We start from the raw sequence: 20,225 nt of genomic DNA, 5'->3' as shown, positions 1-20,225 counted from the left end.
GGGGGAGTCGCCGGCCGGGCTTGACCAAGCATCAAGCGCCCATTCAGGAGTTGATCTCTGTGAGCACCGACAACAAGGCTCCGGTCACGGGTGACCGGGACACCATCAGGCCAATGGACAACCACCAGCCCATCATCGGGCCGATGGACAACCACCAGCCCATCATCGGGCCCAATGTCACGCCTCGGGTCAAGAAGCCGGGAGAGCGGGACATCGTCAAGCCGATGGACAACCACCAGCCCATCGCCGCCACGGGCGTCACCGCCGAGGACAACCACCAGCCTCTCGGCGAGCCCAGGTAACAACCGCTGAACCGACGGAGTTCCGGACCGGGGGGGGGTCTGAACCCGGAGGTTCCGAACCGGGGGTCCGAACCAGGGGGGTTCCGAACCAACGGGGGCATTCGGGGGATCGCAGGGGCCGGTTCAATGGCAGGGAGGGGATGCCATTGAATCCGGCCCCTGCGGCGATTTTCCATCTCGCCGGTAAAACCTGCGACATTCGACAGCTTTCTGCCACAAGTATCGAACATTTGCGCACACTTGCCGCTAGTTTGTTTTTGGAAACAGCAACGCCCGTAGTTCACCAAGGAGTTGGAATGACCCGCACAATGAAGTCGTTCGCCGTCGCCGCACTGGCACTGGCCGCACTCGGCGGCGCCTCGATGCCTGCCATGGCCGACAACCACCTCCCCATCGCGGCGAACTCCGCGACCACCCTCGACAGCCACGCTCCGATGGCGCCGCAGGACAGCCACGCACCGTTCGCACCGCTGGACAGCCACGCCCCCTGAGCGGAGGCGCATCAGACCCCGGGTCACGGATCCACGTAACGGGGGCCGGGCATACGCCCGGCCCCCGTTGCCCTTCGCGGCACCTCGCCATTCCTCTTCCGCAACGCAGCGCAGAGAACTGACGTATCGTCAGGAACGGTGCTACAGTCACGCCGCACTCCCCGCCTGGCACCCACCCACCCCAGGAGGCGCGCCGTGTTCGACCCCGCTCGTATCCACACGCTCTGGGAACTGGTCGAGTATCGCGCGCGGGCCTCCGGGGGCGCGCCGATGTTCTTCGACGGGGACGGGCGGACCGCGACGTTCGGCGAAGTGCGGGACGAGGCACTGCGCGCGGCGGCCGGGTTCCGGGAGTTGGGGATCGGGGCCGGTACGCGGGTGATGTGGCAGTTGCCTACGCGAATCGACACGGTCGTCACCTCGCTCGCGCTGGCCCGGCTGGGGGCCGTGCAGACGCCGGTGATCCCGCTGCACCGGGAACGCGAGGTCGGGTTCGTGCTGGCCGGATCGGCGGCGGAGTTCGTGCTCGTACCGGGGGTGTGGCGGGGGTTCGACCACGATGCGATGGTGCGCGGGCTGGCCGGGGACGGGGTGCGGGTCGTGTCGGTGGCGGGCGGGCTGCCCGCCGGGGATCCGGGCACGCTGCCGGAGCTTCAGGAGCTTCCGGAGTCCACGGGAGGAGAGGACGGGGGCACGCGCTGGGTCTACTACACCTCCGGGACGACCGCCGCGCCCAAGGGAGTTGAGCACACCGACGCCTCACTGATCGCCGGCGGCGTGGGGCTGGCGACCGCGCTGGGGATGTCGTCGGACGACGTCGGCTCGATCGCGTTCCCGTACGCGCACATCGCCGGGCCGGACTACGTCATCGCGATGCTGGTCAGCGGGTTCCCCGCGGTGGTGCTCGACACGTTCGAGGCGGGGCGGGCGGCCGAGGTCTACCGGCGGCACGGGGTGACCATGGCGGGCGGGAGCACCGCGTTCTACCAGGCGTTCCACGACGCGTCGCGGCGCCGTCGGGCGGCGGACCCGGGCGCCACCGGGCCGCTGATTCCGTCGCTGCGGCTACTCTCCGGCGGCGGGGCGCCGCTGCCGCCGGAGCTGTACCGGGAGGCCGGGCGGGAGCTGGGGTGCGCGATCGTGCACGGGTACGGGATGACGGAGTGCCCGATGATCGCGATGGGAACGCCGTACGACAGCGACGAGCAGCTGGCGCACACGGTGGGCAGGCCGGTGGCGGGCGCGCGGGTGCGGATCGTACGGGCGGACGGGAGCGAGGCCGCGACCGGCGAGGCGGGCGAGGTGACGGTCGCCGGGACGGTGGTGTGCCGGCGGTACACCGACCCGGCCCCGACCGCGGAGGCGTTCGACGCGCAGGGCCGCTTCCACACCGGTGACCTGGGGTATCTGCGCGCGGACGGGCACCTGGTGCTGACCGGGCGGCTCAAGGACATCATCATCAGGAAGGGCGAGAACATCTCCGCGCAGGAGATCGAGGACCTGGTGCACACGCATCCGGCGGTCGCGGAGGCGGCGGTGATCGGGCTGCCGGACCGGGAGCGCGGGGAGCGGGTGTGCGCGGTGGTCACGCTCGCCGAGGCGGCGAACGGGAACGGGAACAGCACGCCGGGACTCACTCTCGCGGGGCTGACAGCGCATCTGCGGGCGGCCGGGCTGATGACGCAGAAGCTGCCGGAACAGCTGGAGATCACCGAGGAGCTGCCGCGCGGCGGACCGCTGGGCAAGGTGCTCAAGGCGCGGCTGCGGGAGCGGTACGGGGCAACGGCCTAGTGCTGGGCGGTCTTCGGGCACCCGGTTCCGGTCGCACCGGACGCGCCGCTGCTGGACCGGGTGGTGGCGCTCAGCGGGCGGCGCCCTGACTGGACGGCCCCCGCGCCGTCCAGAGGGGAGGGTCCCTTCTCCCCCGGCGCTTGACTCTCACAAGGCCCCCTCCTCTCCCGGCGCTTGACTCTCATAAGGCCCCCTCCTCTCCCGGCGCTTGACTCTCACATCGGTGTGAGGGCTTAGAAGTGGGGCGTCGAACCGAAGCTCCGGGAACGGGAGGCCCTCATGGGCGACGCCGCCGAACACCACTCCACTCCGTACGCCGGACCGCGGGAGCGGATACGGGAGCGGATGCAGGTCCGGATGCGGATGCGGCTGCACGTCGTGCTGCCGTCCGAGTCCGCGGCGATGGCGGTGCGGGACCTGGCCGGGCTCGCGCGGCAGGCCGAGGAACTGGGGTACGCGGGCGTCTGGCTGCCCGATCACCTGCTGCCGCCGGGGCCGTACGGGGCGCCCCCGCAGGCGTACGGCGGGGTGTACGAGCCGCTGGCGGCGCTGGCGTACCTCGCGGCCGTGACCGAGCGGATCACCCTCGGGACGTCGGTGCTGATCGCCCCACTGCGCGAACCGCTGCTGCTCGCCCGGCAGTCGGCGACGCTGGCCCGGCTGAGCGGCGGCCGGTTCGTGCTGGGCGTCGGCGTCGGCTGGCAGCCGTACGAGTTCGCGGCGGCCGGGGTCGGCTTCGGCACCCGGGGCGCGCGGACGGACCGCGCGCTGCGGCTGGTGCGGCACCTGCACACGGGGGCGGGCGGGCCGTACGACGACGGGCGGGTGTCCTTCGACGGGCGTGCGGTGTTCGAGCCCGTACCGGAGGAGCCGGTGCCGTTTCTGATCGGCGGGAACTCGGACGCGGCGCTGCGGCGCGCGGCGGAGTTCGGCGGCTACTGGCAGGGAGTGGGGCTGACCCCGGGCGAATTCGCCGAGCGGCGGCGGTGGTTCGCGCGGGGACCGGCGACCGGCCGGTCCGCAGCGGGCGCGCCCCGCGTCGCGGCCGGGAGCCGTATCGCCTGGGACGGACCGGACCGTACGCTCGCGGAGGTCACCTCCGAGGTCGCGGAGTGGGAGGCGGCCGGGGCCGAGGACCTCGGTGTGTGGTTCGGCGCGGTGGACGGCGGCTTCGAGGGGCGGATGCGGGCCCTGGCGGAGGCGACCGGGGTGGCCGGCGGCCGGATCGGGCAGTGACCGGCCGCGGCCCGCATGCGGAGCGGCCCCCGGCAGAGCCCGCACAGGGAAGCCGCCCGCCGACAGACCCGCATGCGGATGCGGCTCACGGGCGCGTCCCCCGGGACCGGCGGGCGCGGCCCTAACTCCCCTCCCGCAGCTGCGTCTTGAGGACCTTCCCGCTCGCGTTGCGGGGCAGTTCGGCGACGAAGTCCACCTCCCTCGGCACCTTGTAGTTGGCCATCTCGCGGCGCGACCAGGCGATCAGGTCGTCGGCGGTGAGCGAGGAGCCGGGGCGGCGGACCGCGTACGCCTTGCCGACCTCGCCGAGGCGGGAGTCGGGTATGCCGACGACGGCGACCTCGGCGATGTCCGGGTGGCGGGCGAGGAGTTGCTCTATCTCGGCCGGGTAGGCGTTGAAGCCGCCGACGATGAACAGGTCCTTGATGCGGTCGGTGATCCGCAGGTTGCCGTCCGCGTCGAGGACGCCGACGTCGCCGGTGCGCAGCCAGCCGTCGGGGGTGATCGCGCGGGCGGTGGCGACCGGGTCCTCGAAGTAGCCGGACATGACGTGGTAGCCGCGGACCAGGACCTCGCCGGGGCGGCCGGGGGCCGTCGCGCGTCCCGCGGCGTCGACGACCCGGACCTCGGTGTCCGGCAGGGCGCGGCCGGACGTGGCGGCGATGACCTCGGGCGGGTCGCCGCGGCGGCACATCGTGACCACGCCCGAACTCTCCGACAGGCCGTAGGCGGTCAGCACGGTGGCGATCTTCAGCTCGCTGCGCAGCCGTTCGACCAGCTCCAGGGGGACGACGGCGGCGCCGGTGACGACGAGGCGCAGCGCGGACAGGTCGTGCAGTGCCCGGTCCGGGTGGTCCAGGAGCTGCTGGTGGAGGGTGGGCGGTCCGGGGAGGACGGAGATCCGCTCGGCGGCGATGTTGGCGAGCGCGGTCTCCGCGCTGAAGACCGGCTGCGGGACCATCGTCGCGCCGCGCAGCAGGCAGGCGATGATGCCGGCCTTGTAGCCGAAGGTGTGGAAGAACGGGTTGACGATGAGGTAGCGGTCGCCCTCCTGGAGGCCGGCCAGTTCGCTCCAGACGTCGTAGGCGCGCAGGGTCTGGGCGTGGGTGATCACGGCTCCCTTGGGGTGGCCGGTGGTCCCGGACGTGAAGACGATGTCCGAGGGGGCGTCGGGGCGGATCGCGTCGGCCCTGGCGCGGACCGTGCCGGCGGGCACCGCCCGGCCGCCGGCCAGGAAGTCGCGCCAGGTGGTGAAGTCGGCGGGCGCGTCGTCCGCGAGGACCACGACCCGTTCGAGCCGCGGCAGTCCGGGCAGCGGGCCGGACCCGGTGCCCTCCCGGGCGGCGCGGCGCAGCGCGGCGACGTACGAGGTACCGAGGAAGGTGCCCGTGATGAAGAGGATCCTGGCGCGGGTGCGGCGCAGGACGTAGGCGGCCTCGGTGCCCTTGAAGCGGGTGTTGACGGGGACCAGGACGGCTCCCGCGGTCACCGCCCCGAGGGCGGAGACGATCCAGTCGAGGGTGTTGGGCGCCCAGACGGCGACCCGGTCGCCGGGCGCGACACCGGCCGCGATACAGGCCGCCGCGGCCCGCTCCACCCGCTCGCCCAACTCGGCGTACGACACCCGGGCGCGGCCCTCGACGACGGCCTCCCGGGGGCCGTACCGCTCGGCGGCCGTGCGCACCAGCCGGGCGAGGGAGCCGTACTCCAGGTCCGCTCGTGCATCCAGGTCCTCGCGCATCGCGCTCCCTCCCTGCAAAGAGCCGTAACGCACTAGCTGACTGTCCGTCAGATTAGCGGTAGCCTCCTCCGCTGTCAGCACGGACGACCGACCGCGGACGACCGACCACGGAGGTGGCGATGGGGGCAACCCTCAAGGACGCTACGGCGATAGTCGGTATCGGGCAGACTCCCTTTGCCAGACAACTCCCCGCATCCGAGAAGACCTTGGCCTGCCAGGCCATCATCGCGGCACTGGACGACGCCGGCATCGCCCCCTCGGAGGTCGACGCCTTCGCCTCCTACACCATGGAGGAGACCGACGAGGTCGAGATCGCCAAGTCCATCGGCGCCGGCGACGTCACCCACTTCTCCAAGGTCGGCTACGGAGGCGGCGGTTCCTGCGCGACGGTGGCGCACCTGGCCGCCGCCATCGCCACCGGGCAGGCGTCCGTCGGCGTCGCCTGGCGGTCCCGCAAGCGCGGCTCCGGACCGCGCCCCTGGAAGAACACCCGCGTCCAGCTGCCCACCCCCGGGCAGTGGACCCGCCCCTTCGGACTGCTCCGCCCCGCCGACGAGATCGGCATGCTGGCCCGGCGCTACATGCACGAATACGGCGCCACCCGCGACCACTTCTTCAACGTCGCCCTCGCCTGCCGCAACCGCGCCAACCAGAACCCGGCCGCGATCATGTACGACCGCCCGCTGACCCGGGAGATGTACATGACCGCCCGCTGGATCAGCGAACCGCTCTGCCTCTTCGACAACTGCCTGGAGACGGACGGGGCGCTGGCCTGCGTCGTGGTCGCAGCCGGGCGGGCCCGCGACTGCCGCCGCCCGCCCGTCTACGTCCACGCCGCCGCACAGGGCCTGCCCGCCCAGCACCACGGCATGGTCAACTACTGGAACGACGACCCGCTCACCGGCCCCGCCTGGACCGCCGCCCGGCGCCTCTGGAAGGGCGCCGACCTCGGCCCGCAGGACGTCGACGTGGCACAGATCTATGACGCGTTCACCCCCCTGATCCCCCTCTCGCTGGAGGGATACGGCTTCTGCGGACGCGGCGAGGGCGCGGCCTTCACCGAGGGCGGCGCCCTGGAGACCGGCGGCCGGCTCCCCCTCAACACCGGCGGCGGCGGCCTCTCCGAGGCGTACGTCCACGGCTTCAACCTCATCACCGAAGGCGTCCGGCAGCTGCGCGGCACCAGCACCGCACAGGTCCCGGACGCCGCCACCTGCCTGGTCACCGCGGGCGAGGGCGTCCCCACCTCCGCCCTGCTGCTGAGGAGTTGACACCCGATGAACGCACCCGAGCCGGCGCCCACCCACACATCCGTCACTTCATCCACCACTTCATCCCCCACTCCGTCCGCCACTGTCCGTGATCCCATGACCACAAGCGTGCCATCCGCCACTGACAATCGCCCGGACCCCGCCGCCGACCTGCTGCTTCCCGTCCCCGACGACGACGGCGCACCGTTCTGGGACTACGCCGCGCGCGGCGAACTCCGCGTCCAGACCTGCTCCGACTGCGACGAACCGCGCTTCCCGCCCCGCCCCTGCTGCCCGCACTGCCAGTCCTTCACCGCCCACTGGCAGCGGATGAGCGGACGCGGCCGGATCTGGTCGTTCGTGGTGCCGCACCCGCCGCTGCTGCCCGCGTACGCCGCCCAGGCGCCGTACAACGCGATCATCGTGGAGCTGGCCGAGGCACCGCGCATCCGCCTCGTCGGCAACCTCGTCGCGACGCCGGACGGCGCGCTCAACTCCGTGGACCCCGCCCGGCTGCGCATCGGCGCCCCGGTGAAGGTCGCCTTCCACACCCTGCCCGGCGGGGTCACCGTGCCCCGCTGGCTCCTGGAACGGCCGTGACGGCCCCCGGGGTCCGCACCGCGACCGACGGCGGGGTCGCCCTGGTCACCCTGGACCGGCCCGCGCGGCACAACGCCGTCGACCTCGCCACCGCCGACCGACTCGCCGCCCTCTGGCGGGAGTTCCGCCACGACGACACCGTACGGGCGGCGGTGGTCACCGGCGCCGGCGGCCGGGCCTTCTGCACCGGCATCGACCGCACCGCGGACGTACCCCAGCCGGCCTCCCCGTTCTCCCTCGACGACCCCATGATCCGCATCGGCCCCAAGGCCAACGACCTGTGGAAACCGGTCGTCGCCGCGGTCGACGGGATGGCCTGCGGCGGCGCCTTCTACCTCCTGGGCGAGGCGGAGTTCATCGTCGCCTCCGAGAACTCCACCTTCTTCGACCCGCACACCACCTACGGGATGGTCAGCGCCTACGAGGCCATCTACATGGCCCAGCGGATGCCCTTCGGGGAGATCGCCCGGCTGTCCCTGATGGGCACGGCGGAACGGCTGGGCGCCCGGCGCGCGTACGAGATCGGGCTGGTCTGCGAACTGACCCCGCCCGGCGGCGCGGTGGCGGCGGCGCTGCGCTGCGCCGCGGTGCTCGCCGCGCAGCCCACCGACGCCGTCCAGGGCACCGTACGGGCCCTGTGGGCGGCCAAGGAGGCGGCCCGCGCGCAGGCGCTGGCGCACGCCCCGCAGCTGATCGCGCTGGGCAGTCTGCCGCCGGACCGCCAGGCGGAACTCTTCGCCGGCCGCCCGCGCAACGCGCAGCCGCCGCCCGTCAGATGACGGCTGCCCCGCCGCTCACATCGTGGTCTGGGCTACATCTTGGTGTCTGGGCTACATCTTGGTCTTGTGCGCCCGGGTGATCTGGCAGGTGAACCAGAACTGCTGGTAGTTGTTGGCGGGCAGGGAGTACTGGGCGGTGTAGGTCTCGGTCGCGCCCGGGGCCACCACGACGCTGCGCTGGTGCAGCCCGTAGGCGGTGCCGTCCGCCGGCTTCGCCTTCATCCAGTTCACGGCCATGTCGTAGGAGAACGTGCTCGTCCTGGACGGGTTGGTGATCGAGACCGTGTAGGTGAACTGGTGCAGCGAGTTCGAGTAGTCGCAGCCGCTGCCGCGCACGTCGCTGCGGCCGTCCGGGTCGAAGGTCTCCTCGGTCGGCGTCGGCGAGTAGGTGTAGGACGGCGTGTAGGACGAGGACGACGGCGTCGGGCTGTACGGGTTGTAGCCGGTGGAGGACGACGGCGTCGGGAAGTTCGTCGGGAAGGGGTCCACCTTGGGCCGGGCGAACGCGCAGCCGCTGACCGTGGCGAGCGCCGTCACCGCCAGCCCGGCCGCGACCGCCGCCCTGATCCCCCTGCGGGTGCCCCCTCCGCCGACCGTGGCGGCCGTACCCGTGCGTGCGCACTGCTGCATGACGTCTGCCCATCCCCCGTAGAACCATCCGATACGACGCCACCCCAAGGGTTGACGCGTGCACGGCACCCTAGCAAGAGCCGCTGACGGCCCGCGCGGGGCCCATTTGTGCGAACCGGCGCAGGTGGCCCTGCTTGTCTAGCGGGGCCAGACGGGCAGGCGTAGCGTCGGTCACGGAGGACGAGCAGGACGAGCCGAAGCGAGGCGACGCCGGTGGTGCGCAACGTTCTCGGATGCCTGATCGCCCTCATCGGAGCGACGGCCGCCGTCTGGAGCCCCTTCCGTCCCTGGTACGACGGCCGTCACGGCAGTGACGTGCGGATCGAGGACCTCTTCAACGGCATCACGGACAACAGCGCCACGCTGTTCGGGTCGCTGGTGCTCCCCATGGTCTTCGCCGGGCTGCTGACCCTGGTCGGGGTGGTGCTGCGCTCGCGGCTGGTCATCACCGTCGCGGGCCTGGTCGTGCTGGGCTTCACGATCCTGTGGATGGTCCGCCAGGGGCAGACCGCGGGCGAGCTGTCCGCCGGCACCCACGGGCTGGGCGTCGGCGCGGCCAACGCCCTTGGAGGCGGCGCGCTGCTGATCCTGGGCGCCCTGGTCATGCGCGGGCGCCCGCGCCGGGTGCTCGAACGCTACGACGACCGCGAGCCCTGTCCGCCGCCGGCCCCCGAGGACTGGGGCCCGGAACCGTACGTCGGGGACACCCACAGCATCTACCGCGCGGAGGACGACACTCCGCCCGCCCCCTGGGCGGCCCCGCCGCCACCGACCCGGCAGCACCCGCAGCCACCGACCCGGCCGGACCACCGGCAGCGGCCCACTCCCCCCGTGGAGTGGGGCAAGGAGCGGCGGTATCCCGGCGCGCAGGGGCAGCCCGGCCCGCCGGGTCCGGGGCCCCAACAGCCCCCGGACAACGGGGCGTAGACCACGGCGACGGGTCGTGGCACTCGGAGGCCGGACTACGGCCGCCGCGCCAGGCCCGTCCCCTTGGCGGCGTCCAGGGCGTAGACGCAGCGGTCCTTGCTGCACGCGTAGACGACCCCGCCGACCGCCACCGGCGAGCCGGTGATCTCGCCGCCGGTCGCCAGCTTCCAGCGCAGCTGGCCGCCCATCGCGTCGAGGGTGTACAGGCAGTGGTCGGCCGACCCGAAGTGCACCCGGCCCTCCGCGACGACGGGGGAGCCCACCACCTCGGCGCCCGCCTGGAAGCGCCAGCGCGGGGTGCCGGTCACCGCGTCGAGGGTGTAGAGCGCCTTGCCGCTGCCCAGGTGGACGGCGCCGTGCGCGACCAGCACCGGCTCGGTGGACTGGCGGGCCTCGGTGGCGATCCGCCAGCGGTCCCGGCCGTCCGCCGCGTCGAGGGCGTAGACCGTGCCCAGATAGTCGGCGAGGTAGATCCCGCCGCCGGTGACGGCCGGGCCGGGCGCGAAGGCGGGCGGGCTCACGAAGACCGCGGGCGCCTCGAAGTGCCAGCGCATCTCGCCACGGGCGATGTCGATCGCCAGCACCCGCGCCCCGGCGACCACATAGACCGCCCCGTCCGGCGCGGGCAGCAGCCGCATCGGCACACCGCCGCAGGACGCCGCGTCGCCCACGGGATACGACCAGCGCTCGGCGCCGGTGCGCAGCTCCAGTGCCTTCAGTCGCGCGTCGGCCCAGACGAAGACCGTGCCGTCGTGCAGGACCGGCCCGGCCTCGGCGGTCTCGAAGTCCGTCTGGACGCCGCCGATCTCCCACAGCAGCTCGCCGTTGGCGGCCTCCCACGCCTGGACGCCGCCGCCCCGGGTGCCGGTGACGACGGTGCCGCGGCCGGCCGCGAGGGCGTAGACCCAGCCCTCGGTGCCCAGCCGCCAGCGCTCGGTGCCGTCGTCGGCGTCGAGGGTGTAGAGGGTCGGGCCGTCCGAGGCGTGGATCCGGCCGTCCGCGACCGCCATCGCCCACGCGACGTCACGGGTCTTGAACTGCCGCCGCCCGCTGGCCACATCGAGTGCGTGCACCTCGAAGGAGGTGACGTAGAGCAGGTCGCCGGCGACCACGGGGGTGCCCCACACGTCGTTCGACATCCGGAACCGCCACGGGCGCCAGCGGCCCGGCTCGGCGGCCGGGGCCTCGGGCGCGGCCACCGGCGCGGGCGGGGCCGGCGGGGCGGCCTGGATCCCGTCTCCCGCCGCGCCGTTGGGGGCGGCGGCACCCTGCTGCGGCACACCGGCCGCCGCCGGGCCGCCGCCGGGCGGCCGGACCCAGTTCGTCGCGGCACCGGCCTGGGCGCGCTGCGGCGCGGGCTCCCCGGCGCGTGGCCCGGGCCCTATCGGGGCGTGCGAACCGCCGAGTCGTACGGGACCGCCGGCGGGGGCGAGGTCCGCCGCCGCGGCCTCCGGGCCCACCGGCTGCGGCACCGGCATCGCGCCACGGGGGTCGGCGCCGCGGTGCGCGGCGGGACCGGCGCCGATCCGGGGCTGGCCGCCGTACTCGGCCGGCGGGCTCTCAGGCCGGGGCGGCGCCACCGGCTGCTGCGGCGCGGCGGCCTGCGGCGGGGGCGGCGGCACCGCGGACTGCGGGCGGCCGGCGCCGCGGGGGACGGAGGCGGCGCGCGGGGTGCTCTGCGGGACGGCGCCGCGACCGCCGCCGCGCCGCTGCTCGATGAGCGCCACGGCACCGGGCGGCAGCCAGGCCGACGCGGTGCCGCTGTCGTCGCTGCCGGAGCCGAACAGATGCGGCGCCAGCTGCGACTGGAGGTCGGCCGGGGACGGCCGGTGGGCCGCCTCCATCTGCATACAGGACTCCATCAGCGGCCGGAGCTCGTCCGGCAGCCCGGCCAGGTCGGGGCCCTCCCGGAGCAGCATGAAGACCGTCTCGACGGGGTTGGCGCCGTGGAACGGGGCGTGCCCGGTGGCGGCGAAGACCAGCGTGGAGCCGAGCGAGAAGACATCGCTGGCGCCCGTGACGCTGCGGGAGTCACGGGCCTGCTCGGGCGACATGTAGGCAGGGGTGCCCACGGCCACGTTGGTCATCGTCAGCCGGGTGTTGGACACCCCGGAGGCGATACCGAAGTCGATCACCCGCGGACCGTCCTCGACCACCAGGACGTTGGACGGCTTCAGATCGCGGTGCACCAGCCCGGCGCCGTGGATCGACTGGAGCGCCTCCGCGATCCCGGCGGCCAGCCAGCGCACCGCCTGGGCCGGCAGCGGCCCGCATTCATTGACTATTTCCTCCAGGGAGGGCGCGGGGACGTACGCCGTCGCCAGCCAGGGCACGGCCGCCCTGGGGTCGGCGTCGACCACCGCCGCGGTGTAGAAGCCGCTGACCGCGCGGGCCGCCTCGACCTCGCGGGTGAACCGGACCCGGAACAGCTGGTCCTCGGCGAGTTCGGTGCGGACCGTCTTGATCGCCACCCGCCGGCCGGACGCCGACCGCGCCAGATAGACCAGGCCCATGCCGCCGGCTCCGAGACGGCCGAGGACCTCGAACGGGCCGATCCGCCGGGGATCGTGCTGCGTCAGCTGCGTCAGCTGCTCCACCACTTGCCTGCCACCTCCCCGTGGGGCGTAAAAGAGACTCTCAAGAGCCACGGGCCGCCGAGAGCCACTGCCCCGTGCAGCGTCTCACCGCCTGGCCGAAACGGCCGTACGCACCCTGATTCTTCCTGGCCGGGCCGACGGTTGCGAACCCGGGGCCTGTCGGTCGTGTCACGAATCACCCCCTGCAATGCGCAACAAGGCCATTACCCGGCGTATTCCACCCCCGCCTGACGTGCTCCGATACGTCCGCGGACGGGCGGTTACCGAGGGGTTACCGGCAAGTTGCGCGCCGCCCCGAATCGACACCGGGGGAATTCCTTCCGCTCATCACCCCATCCGGACGGATGGATTCCGCGCGGAAAACCGGACGAAGAGCGCACGCACACCCGTCCGCCGCGCACCGCGCGGCCGCCCCGGCGACCGGCCGCCGGTGGCCGAAACCATGCCCTTCGCCTCCACCTGACGAGAGGCGTCCCGCCCGTACCGCTCCGCATGCCATCCCCCGCACACCGCCCCTGCGCGCCGGTGGGCCACCGCCGGTGCGCTCAATTCTGCGTCGTCCAGGGCGATTTCGGGGGCAGGACACTGCGCGTGGCGCACGAATTGCCGCAGCGCCGCCCCGCCTCCACTCCAAGCTAGCCGTGGGATACGCGTCCCGCGCGGTCAGGATTCGAACGCAGGGGCGATTCATGCTCGACTGCCGCGCGGTGGACGCCGCCCCCACAAAGGGTGCGGAGCCCCAACGAGCCACCCCGGGCGCACACTTGTCGTCGGAGCGGCGGGCGTTGTCCACCGAAGTTGTCCACAGCCTGTTGATAACACCATTCACTGGATCGGACCAATGGACGCCCTGCCGATCCGGGCCGCGATCAGGCCCGTTATCAGGGCGGCAACGAGGACTCGAAGCCCCGAACTCCCCCGTCCCCATTTGCAGGCAGCCAAATCGCGCTCCGATCACCCCTCGGTAAGCTGACGGCATGACAGGACAAGTTCGAACCGTCGACGGCAGAGTTGCCGGCCGCCGCGGACAGGCGACGCGGCAAAAGCTTCTCGACTGCCTCAGCGAAATGCTCAGTTCGTCCCCCTATCGGGACGTCAAAGTCATCGATGTGGCCCGCAAAGCGGGCACTTCGCCCGCAACGTTCTATCAGTACTTCCCCGATGTGGAAGGCGCCGTCCTCGAAATCGCCGAGGAGATGGCCAAAGAAGGCGCAAGTCTGACCGATCTGGTCGCCGAACGCTCCTGGGTGGGCAAGTCCGGCTGGCAGGCTGCGGAGGAGCTGGTCGACGGCTTCCTCTCCTTCTGGCGCAAGCACGACGCGATTCTGCGCGTGATCGACCTGGGTGCGGCCGAGGGCGACAAGCGGTTCTACAAGATCCGCATGAAGATCCTCAACGCGGTCACCAACTCCCTTACGGACTCCATCCAGGAACTCCAGAGCAAGGGCAAGGTCGACAAGGACGTCAGCCCGGCGGCCATGGCCGGCTCGATCGTCGCGATGCTGGCGGCGGTCGCCGGACACCAGAAGGGCTTCCAGAGCTGGGGCGTCAAGCAGGCCGACCTCAGGCCGAATCTGGCCCTGCTGGTGCACTTCGGCGTCACCGGTAAGAAGCCGACCAAGTAACCGGGATTGCCGGATACCGGATCGAACCGGTCGCGTCGAGAGCCCGCCTGCCTCGATGTCCCGGTGTTTCCGGGACAGTTCGCCCTCCGTCCTGAGTCCGTCCTGCCATAGCCGTTTCGCGCACGCAGCGGGTGCCGACCGCCCCTCCGGGGTCCGTACGGCGCCCGCTGCGCGTGTATGGCGGCCCGTCGAGCGCCGGCAGGTCAGCGCCGGTCCAGCCGGAACAGCCTGATCTCCCGCGCCACCCGCGCCTGATAGGCGGCGTACGGCGGCCAGCGGTCCCGTGCCGCCCGCCAGGCCCGCGCCCGCTCCTCCCCCGTGAGCAGCCGGGCCCGCACCGGAATGTCCCGGCCCCGCCAACTCACCTCCGCCTCCGGGTTCTTGAGGAGGTTTCCGGTCCAGGCCGGATGCCCCGGCCGCCCGAAGTTGCTGCCGATCAGCAGCCAGCCGCCGTCGTCCTGCGGCAGGCAGGCCAGCGGGGTGCGCCGCGGCCGCCCGCTCCTGGCACCGGTCGCGGTCAGGACCGCACCGGGCAGCATCCGGGCGCTGAGCAGCACCCGCCCGCGGGTCAGCCGGTGGACGGCGCGGTCCAGCGCGGGGACGACGTGCGGCGCGATCCGCGCGAAGGTCCGGGTCGCGGAGACCCGCTGCACCAGCCGCTCTCCCGTGGGCATCAGGCGCCGGCCACCGCTCGGACCGCGCGCGGCGCCCCGTCCGCGTCCGCGAACAGGCCGGCCTGTTCGGCGGCCCGGGCCCGCAGCCGGTGCACCGGCCCCAGCAGCAGCTCGTCGCAGGCCGCCCGCTTGAAGTAGAGGTGCGCGTCGTGCTCCCAGGTGAAGCCGATCCCGCCGTGCAGCTGCACCGCCTCGGCCGCCACCGCGCGCAGCGCCTCCAGCGCCTGGGCGAGCGCCAGTGCACCCACACCGGGCCCGTCGGCCTCCCCGGTCCGTCCGCCGCCCGCCGCCCAGGCCGCGTAGTACGCCGCCGAGCGGGCCGCCTGCACCGCCACGTACAGGTCCGCGAGCCGGTGCTGCACGGCCTGGAAGGAGCCGATCGGCCGGCCGAACTGGGTGCGTTCCTGTACGTAGCCGACCGTACGGGCCAGCGCCGCGTCGGCCGCGCCGACCGCCTCGGCGGCCAGCGCCGCGGCCGCCGACGCCCCGGTGGCGGCCAGCGCCCCGGCCACCCCGGCACCCTCCCCGCCCGGCTCCCGGCCCGCCTCGCCCGCCCCCTCGCCCAGCAACTCGGCGGCCACGTCGCGGAGTTCGATCCGCGCCTGCGGCCGGGTCTCGTCCATCGCGGTCTGCCGGGTCCGCAGCAGACCGGGCGCCGCGGCCCCGTCCGGCCCCTGCGCCCGTACGACGAAGAGCCGGGTGCGGCTGCACGCGAACCCGCCCGTGTGCGCGGCGACCACCAGCACATCGGCGGTGTGCCCGTCGAGGACCTGCCCGGCCTCCCCGTAGAGCCGCCAGCCCGCACCGCCACCCGGCGACGGCGGCGGCTGCGGCGACCGCGCCTGGATCCCACCGGCCCGGCCGCCGCCCGCCCAGTCGCCGTCGTTGGGCCCGGTCAGCGCCAGCGCGGTGGCCAGCCGCCCGCCCGGTACGGCGAGGGTGGCGGTCAGCTCCCCGGCGGCGAGGGCGGGCAGCAGCTCGGCGCGCTGGCGTGCGCTGCCGAGCGCCAGGATCAGCGGGGCGGCCAGTACGGCGGTGGCGATCAGCGGCGAGGGAAGCACGACGCGGCCGGTTTCCTCGCAGGCCAGGGCGAGTTCGGTGGGCCCGCAGCCGACCCCGCCATACGCGGTGGGCAGGGCCAGTCCGGGCAGCCCGAGCTGCCGGGCGAGTTGCCGCCACAGCCCGGCGTCATGGCCCTCCGGGGTGCGTACCGCCGCCTTGACCTCGTCCGGACCGCAGCGTTTGCGCAGCAGTTCGCGCAGGGTGCGGCGGATCTCGTCCTGCTCCTCGGTGAACGCGGCATCCATCGGCGGGCTCCTCCCGGCCGTGCGCTACCGCCCGCCCGGTCGGGCGGGACGTGCGGCGCAGGCTCTGACGTGGTGCGCCAGCAGGCGATCTGACGGGGCGTCATGGTAAGGAGGCCGCCCGCAGTTTCCCAGTCCCGGACGGACTTTCCCGGCCGTCCTCGCCCTCCGCGCCCCCGGTACGCACCCTCCGGAACGCGCTCTGCCCGCCCCGCCATATCTGATGTACCGTCAGATTCATGACGTCAGGGACCCTTTCCCGGAACCGCAAGGTCGCCGTCGCCGGAGTCGCCCTGTCCGACTGCGGACGCGTGGACGCGGCCACCCCCTACGCCCTGCACGCCCAGGCCGCCCGCCGGGCGCTCGCCGACTCCGGCCTCGACCGCTCGGTGATCGACGGCTTCGCCTCGGCGGGCCTCGGCACCCTCGCGCCCATCGAGGTCGCGGAATACCTGGGCCTGCGCCCCACCTGGGTCGACTCCACCTCGGTCGGCGGTGCGACCTGGGAAGTGATGGCCGCGCACGCCGCCGACGCGATCGCCGCCGGCCGGGCCGACGCCGTGCTGCTGGTCTACGGCTCCACCGCCCGCGCCGACATCAAGGCGCGGCGCCGCACCGCCAACCTCTCCTTCGGCGCCCGCGGCCCGCTCCAGTTCGAGGTCCCCTACGGGCACACCCTGATCGCCAAGTACGCGATGGCCGCCCGCCGCCACATGCACCAGTACGGGACGACCCTGGAACAGCTGGCCCAGATAGCCGTCCAGGCGCGCACCAACGCGGCGACGAACCCGGACGCCCTGTACCGCACACCGATCACCGTCGACGAGGCGCTCTCCGGCCCGATGATCGCCGACCCGTTCACCAAGCTGCACTGCTGCATCCGCTCCGACGGCGGCTGCGCGGTACTGCTGGTCGCCGAGGACCGTGTGCCCGACCTGGCCAAGCCCCCGGTCTGGGTGCTCGGTTCGGGCACCGCCGTCTCGCACACCACCATGTCGGAGTGGGACGACTTCACCGTCTCCCCGGCCGCCGTCTCCGGCCGGCTGGCCTTCGAACGCGCCGGCGTCCGCCCCTCGGAGATCGACCTCGCCGAGATCTACGACGCCTTCACCTATATGACCCTGGTGACCCTGGAGGACCTGGGCTTCTGCGCCAAGGGGGAGGGCGGCGCGTTCGTCGGGAAGGGGCGTCTGCTGCGGGACGGCGAGCTGCCGGTGAACACCGACGGCGGTGGGCTGGCCGCCTGCCACCCGGGGATGCGCGGACTGTTCCTGCTGGTCGAGGCGGTACGCCAGCTGCGCGGCGAGTCCGGCCCGGGCCGGCAGGTACGGAAACCCGGCGGCGGCCTGCCGCAGCTCGCGGTGGCCTCCGGTACGGGCGGCTGGTTCTGCTCGTCGGGGACGGTGGTGCTCGGGCGGGGGTAGGCAGAATCTATACAGGCGTCATAGACAAGCGTCTAAGACGCCTGTACAGTCGTGCTCGCAAGCCGCCACCGCCCAGGAGCACCACCGTCCGGAGGGAATCCGCCATGCCCGGCACCGACGCAACGCCCCGCGCCTCCCGGCCAGTTCAGCCGGTCACGTCCGCTCAGCCCATCCCCTCCGTGCGGACCGTGCTGATCTCCGGGGCCGGTATCGCCGGCCCGGCGCTCGCCTACTGGCTGCACCGCTACGGCTTCGCGGTCACCGTCGTGGAGCGCGCCCCCGCGCTACGGACCGGCGGCTACAAGGTCGACATCCGGGGCGCGGCCATCGACGTCGCCGAGCGGATGGGGATCCTGGAGGACATCCAGCGCTCCAGTGCGGACATGCGGACCGGCGCCTACGTGAACGGCAGCGGCAAACGGATCGCCACCCTCCCCGCCGACATCTTCGGCGCCCGCGTCGGCCGCGACGACGAGATCATGCGCGGCAGGCTGGTGCAGATCCTCCACGAACGGACCCGGGCGGACGTCGCGTACCTCTTCGGCGACTCGATCACGTCCCTGACACCGCTCACGGGCAGCGGGGAGCGCGGCGTCGAGGTCACCTTCGAGCGGGGCGCGACCCGCCGCTTCGACCTGGTCGTGGGCGCCGACGGGCTGCACTCCACCGTCCGGCGGCTCGCCTTCGGCCCCGAGGAGCGCTTCCTGCGGCACCTCGGCGGGTACCTCTCGGCCTTCTCGATGGAGAACGAACTCTCCCTGGACCGCGAGGAGTTGTACCACGCCCTGCCCGGCAAGCTGACCTGCGTCTACCACTCGGCCGGAGAGCCGGGTGCCAAGGGCCTGCTCGGTTTCCGCTCCCCGCGGCTGGAGTACGACCACCGGGACACCGAGCGCCAGCTCGACCTGCTGGACGGCGCGTTCGCGGGCGACGGCTGGCAGATCCCCCGGCTGCTGGAAGCGGCCCGCGAGGCCGACGACTTGTACTTCGACGGCCTCCACCTCGTCCAGATGGACCGCTGGTCCCGCGGGCCGGTCGTACTGCTCGGCGACGCCGCGCACTGCGCCTCGCCCGCCTCGGGGCAGGGCACGGGGATGGCGCTGGTCGGCGCGTACGTACTCGCCGGGGAGCTGGCGGCGGCCGGCGGCGAGCCGACGGTGGCGTTCGCGCGCTACGAGGCGGAGATGCGCGGCTATGTCGCGGTCAATCACGCGCTGGCGGAGAAGTTCGCCCGCGAGATGACGCCGCCGACCTGGTGGCGGATCCGGCTCCGGCATCTGATGCTGCGGATGCTGCCGCACATGCCCTGGAAGGACTGGGTCGCACGGAAGGTCGCCGAGGACGTGCAGCGCGGCGCCCACGCGATCACGCTCAAGGACTACTCGCTGCCGCCGGTGGCCGCGGCCCCTCCCGCGCGGCCCACGTACGCTGCCTGACATGGCCGATCACCACGCGCACCCCGACCGCTCGCCCCGCCCCGCCGGCCGGCCCTCCCCCGAGGCCGCGACGGAGGGGGCCGCCGCCGCGGACGCCTTCCGCGAGCTGCTGCGCGGGCTGCGGGTCTGGGAGTGCGAACTGCCGTCGTTCGACCCCGGGCAGGCGCCCGCCGAGCCGCTGCCGCTCTTCCGGCGGTGGCTGCGGGAGGCCGCCGAGGCCGGTGTTCCCGAGCCGCACACCATGACCCTGGCGACGGCGGACGAGGCCGGCGACCCCTCCGTACGGACCCTGATGCTGCACGACGCCGACGAGCGGGGCTGGCACTTCGGCACCCACCGCGGCAGCCGCAAGGGCCGCGAACTGGCCGCCCGACCGCGGGCCGCGCTCGGCTTCTACTGGGCGGCGGTCGGCCGCCAGGTACGGATCCGCGGCACGGTGACCGCGGCCGGCCCGGAGGAGAGCGCGGCCGATCTGCACCACCGCTCGACCGGCGCGCTGGCGGCGGCGCTGGTCGGCCACCAGAGCGAGGTGCTCGGCTCGACCGAGGAACTGGCCCGCGCCTCGGACGCCGCCTGGGAGCGCGCCCGCCGCGAACCGGACGCACCGGTCCCGAGCTGGACGCTGTACGTCCTGCGCGCCGATGAGGTGGAGTTCTTCCAGGGCGATGCCCGGCGGCGCCACGTACGGCTCGACTACCGTCGTACGGAGGGTGGTTGGGAGCGGGAGCTGCTCTGGCCGTGAGGGTGTGGCGTGGGGACGTAACGGGGCGGCGGCCTACGGGAGCGCCGCCGTCAGGGCCTACAGCTGCTGGTACATGATGTGCAGCCCCACATACCCCTGGGTGGGGTGGTGGAAGCCCTCGGGCAGCGTCGTCATGATCGTGAAGCCGAGGGACCGCCAGAGGGCGACGGCGCCGGTGTTGGTCTCCACGACGGCGTTGAACTGCATCGCCCGGTAGCCCTCGGCGCGGGCCCAGGCCAGGACGTGCTCGCCCAGGGCCCGTCCGGTGCCGCGCCGGCGGTACCGCGGGTCGACCATGAAGCTGGCGCTGGCGATGTGCCCGGCGCCGCCGAAGTGGTTGGGGTTCATCTTCGCCGAGCCCAGCACCGCCCCGGAGTCGTCGACGGCGACGACCGTACGGCCGGGCGGCTCCAGCATCCAGCTCGCGCGGGCCGCCGGCTCGTCGATGTCGCGCGGATAGGTGTAGGTCTCCCCGGCCCGCACGATGTCCCGGAAGAACGGCCAGACGGCGGGCCAGTCGGCGGCGGTCGCTTCGCGGATCAGTACGGGTGCGGTCGGCAGGGATGCGGTCGGCACGGACGGGGTCGGTGCGGGCGGGTTCGGCTCGGATGGGTTCGGCACCGGAACAGCGTGCCGCGGACCGGGCGGGGCCGCCACCGGATTACCGCGGGCCTCC

At 73.5% G+C, this 20,225-nt stretch carries 18 protein-coding genes; 12 read left to right on the top strand and 6 right to left on the bottom strand.

From position 1 onward, the window contains the following. Nucleotides 1-59: 59 nt before the first annotated feature. From GR130_RS02965 to GR130_RS02950, 4 genes are all read left to right on the top strand, one after another. The gene (locus GR130_RS02965) at nucleotides 60-302 is read left to right on the top strand and encodes a hypothetical protein (protein WP_159503254.1); all 243 of its coding nucleotides are present in this window, start codon (nucleotides 60-62) and stop codon (nucleotides 300-302) included. A 296-nt stretch (nucleotides 303-598) separates the two neighbouring features. Then, the gene (locus GR130_RS02960; protein ID WP_159503253.1) at nucleotides 599-793 is read left to right on the top strand and encodes a hypothetical protein; all 195 of its coding nucleotides are present in this window, start codon (nucleotides 599-601) and stop codon (nucleotides 791-793) included. A 195-nt stretch (nucleotides 794-988) separates the two neighbouring features. Continuing rightward, complete coding sequence (locus GR130_RS02955; protein WP_159503252.1) at nucleotides 989-2,584, top strand: class I adenylate-forming enzyme family protein; 1,596 nt, start codon at nucleotides 989-991, stop codon at nucleotides 2,582-2,584. Nucleotides 2,585-2,863: 279 nt separating this feature from the next. Beyond that, entirely contained in the window at nucleotides 2,864-3,820 is a 957-nt protein-coding gene (locus tag GR130_RS02950; protein ID WP_236572746.1) for a TIGR03619 family F420-dependent LLM class oxidoreductase, read from the top strand. A gap of 121 nt (nucleotides 3,821-3,941) precedes the next feature. Here the strand turns inward: GR130_RS02950 and GR130_RS02945 are convergent, their stop codons facing one another. Beyond that, nucleotides 3,942-5,561, bottom strand: coding sequence for a FadD3 family acyl-CoA ligase (locus GR130_RS02945; RefSeq protein WP_159503251.1), 1,620 nt, complete (start codon nucleotides 5,559-5,561; stop codon nucleotides 3,942-3,944). Nucleotides 5,562-5,680: 119 nt separating this feature from the next. On the opposite strand from GR130_RS02945, the gene GR130_RS02940 reads away from it, so the two are divergent. From GR130_RS02940 to GR130_RS02930, 3 genes are all read left to right on the top strand, one after another. Next, nucleotides 5,681-6,832: a lipid-transfer protein gene (locus tag GR130_RS02940; RefSeq protein WP_159503250.1), complete on the top strand. Its 1,152-nt coding sequence runs from the start codon at nucleotides 5,681-5,683 to the stop codon at nucleotides 6,830-6,832. Between the two features lie 96 nt (nucleotides 6,833-6,928). Then, nucleotides 6,929-7,411, top strand: coding sequence for a Zn-ribbon domain-containing OB-fold protein (locus GR130_RS02935; protein ID WP_159503249.1), 483 nt, complete (start codon nucleotides 6,929-6,931; stop codon nucleotides 7,409-7,411). Further along, nucleotides 7,408-8,190: an enoyl-CoA hydratase/isomerase family protein gene (locus GR130_RS02930; RefSeq protein WP_159503248.1), complete on the top strand. Its 783-nt coding sequence runs from the start codon at nucleotides 7,408-7,410 to the stop codon at nucleotides 8,188-8,190. Before GR130_RS02935 ends, GR130_RS02930 begins: the two co-directional genes overlap by 4 nt. 51 nt (nucleotides 8,191-8,241) lie before the next feature. On the opposite strand, the gene GR130_RS02925 is transcribed toward GR130_RS02930, so the two are convergent. Next, a complete protein-coding gene (locus tag GR130_RS02925) occupies nucleotides 8,242-8,820 on the bottom strand; it encodes a hypothetical protein (RefSeq protein WP_159503247.1) in 579 nt (192 codons plus the stop codon). A gap of 213 nt (nucleotides 8,821-9,033) precedes the next feature. Here GR130_RS02925 and GR130_RS02920 point away from each other — a divergent pair, with 213 nt between their 5' ends. Then, the gene (locus tag GR130_RS02920; protein ID WP_159503246.1) at nucleotides 9,034-9,747 is read left to right on the top strand and encodes a hypothetical protein; all 714 of its coding nucleotides are present in this window, start codon (nucleotides 9,034-9,036) and stop codon (nucleotides 9,745-9,747) included. 35 nt (nucleotides 9,748-9,782) lie between these two features. Here GR130_RS02920 and GR130_RS02915 read toward each other — a convergent pair whose 3' ends face one another. Beyond that, a complete protein-coding gene (locus GR130_RS02915) occupies nucleotides 9,783-12,347 on the bottom strand; it encodes an outer membrane protein assembly factor BamB family protein (protein ID WP_236572735.1) in 2,565 nt (854 codons plus the stop codon). Nucleotides 12,348-13,321: 974 nt separating this feature from the next. Here GR130_RS02915 and GR130_RS02910 point away from each other — a divergent pair. Beyond that, on the top strand, nucleotides 13,322-13,969 hold the full coding sequence (locus tag GR130_RS02910) for a TetR family transcriptional regulator (protein WP_159503245.1): 648 nt from the start codon (nucleotides 13,322-13,324) through the stop codon (nucleotides 13,967-13,969). Nucleotides 13,970-14,172: 203 nt separating this feature from the next. Here GR130_RS02910 and GR130_RS02905 read toward each other — a convergent pair whose 3' ends face one another. Then, on the bottom strand, nucleotides 14,173-14,643 hold the full coding sequence (locus GR130_RS02905) for a nitroreductase family deazaflavin-dependent oxidoreductase (RefSeq protein WP_159503244.1): 471 nt from the start codon (nucleotides 14,641-14,643) through the stop codon (nucleotides 14,173-14,175). Continuing rightward, entirely contained in the window at nucleotides 14,643-15,950 is a 1,308-nt protein-coding gene (locus GR130_RS02900) for an acyl-CoA dehydrogenase family protein (protein WP_159503243.1), read from the bottom strand. The genes GR130_RS02905 and GR130_RS02900 overlap by 1 nt, the downstream gene beginning before the upstream one ends. Before the next feature lie 236 nt (nucleotides 15,951-16,186). Here GR130_RS02900 and GR130_RS02895 point away from each other — a divergent pair, with 236 nt between their 5' ends. The 3 genes from GR130_RS02895 (at nucleotide 16,187) to GR130_RS02885 (ending at nucleotide 19,549) form a co-directional block, all read left to right on the top strand. Beyond that, complete coding sequence (locus tag GR130_RS02895) at nucleotides 16,187-17,371, top strand: thiolase C-terminal domain-containing protein (RefSeq protein WP_159503242.1); 1,185 nt, start codon at nucleotides 16,187-16,189, stop codon at nucleotides 17,369-17,371. Between the two features lie 104 nt (nucleotides 17,372-17,475). Further along, nucleotides 17,476-18,807, top strand: coding sequence for an FAD-dependent monooxygenase (locus tag GR130_RS02890; RefSeq protein WP_159503241.1), 1,332 nt, complete (start codon nucleotides 17,476-17,478; stop codon nucleotides 18,805-18,807). Between the two features lies 1 nt (nucleotide 18,808). After that, nucleotides 18,809-19,549, top strand: a complete 741-nt coding sequence (locus GR130_RS02885; RefSeq protein WP_159503240.1) for a pyridoxine/pyridoxamine 5'-phosphate oxidase — start codon at nucleotides 18,809-18,811, stop codon at nucleotides 19,547-19,549. Between the two features lie 57 nt (nucleotides 19,550-19,606). Here the strand turns inward: GR130_RS02885 and GR130_RS02880 are convergent, their stop codons facing one another. Next, nucleotides 19,607-20,110 (bottom strand): GNAT family N-acetyltransferase, encoded by a 504-nt coding sequence (locus GR130_RS02880; protein ID WP_201305135.1) that lies wholly within the window; start codon nucleotides 20,108-20,110, stop codon nucleotides 19,607-19,609. Nucleotides 20,111-20,225: the final 115 nt, after the last annotated feature.

This window comes from Streptomyces sp. GS7 (assembly GCF_009834125.1).
Lineage (GTDB): Bacteria > Actinomycetota > Actinomycetes > Streptomycetales > Streptomycetaceae > Streptomyces.
The sequence above is the reverse complement of the archived record's forward strand: the minus strand, read 5'-3'. Positions and strand labels throughout refer to the sequence as shown.

Bases quoted from the DNA above. Each gene is read 5' to 3' on its own strand.
- GR130_RS02895 (WP_159503242.1), top strand. From the start codon at position 16,187: ATGACGTCAGGGACCCTTTCCCGGAACCGCAAGGTCGCCGTCGCCGGA.
- GR130_RS02890 (WP_159503241.1), top strand. From the start codon at position 17,476: ATGCCCGGCACCGACGCAACGCCCCGCGCCTCCCGGCCAGTTCAGCCG.
- GR130_RS02935 (WP_159503249.1), top strand. From the start codon at position 6,929: ATGACCACAAGCGTGCCATCCGCCACTGACAATCGCCCGGACCCCGCC.
- GR130_RS02900 (WP_159503243.1), bottom strand. From the start codon at position 15,950: ATGGATGCCGCGTTCACCGAGGAGCAGGACGAGATCCGCCGCACCCTG.
- GR130_RS02885 (WP_159503240.1), top strand. From the start codon at position 18,809: ATGGCCGATCACCACGCGCACCCCGACCGCTCGCCCCGCCCCGCCGGC.
- GR130_RS02960 (WP_159503253.1), top strand. From the start codon at position 599: ATGACCCGCACAATGAAGTCGTTCGCCGTCGCCGCACTGGCACTGGCC.
- GR130_RS02950 (WP_236572746.1), top strand. From the start codon at position 2,864: ATGGGCGACGCCGCCGAACACCACTCCACTCCGTACGCCGGACCGCGG.
- GR130_RS02925 (WP_159503247.1), bottom strand. From the start codon at position 8,820: ATGCAGCAGTGCGCACGCACGGGTACGGCCGCCACGGTCGGCGGAGGG.
- GR130_RS02945 (WP_159503251.1), bottom strand. From the start codon at position 5,561: ATGCGCGAGGACCTGGATGCACGAGCGGACCTGGAGTACGGCTCCCTC.
- GR130_RS02905 (WP_159503244.1), bottom strand. From the start codon at position 14,643: ATGCCCACGGGAGAGCGGCTGGTGCAGCGGGTCTCCGCGACCCGGACC.
- GR130_RS02940 (WP_159503250.1), top strand. From the start codon at position 5,681: ATGGGGGCAACCCTCAAGGACGCTACGGCGATAGTCGGTATCGGGCAG.
- GR130_RS02910 (WP_159503245.1), top strand. From the start codon at position 13,322: ATGACAGGACAAGTTCGAACCGTCGACGGCAGAGTTGCCGGCCGCCGC.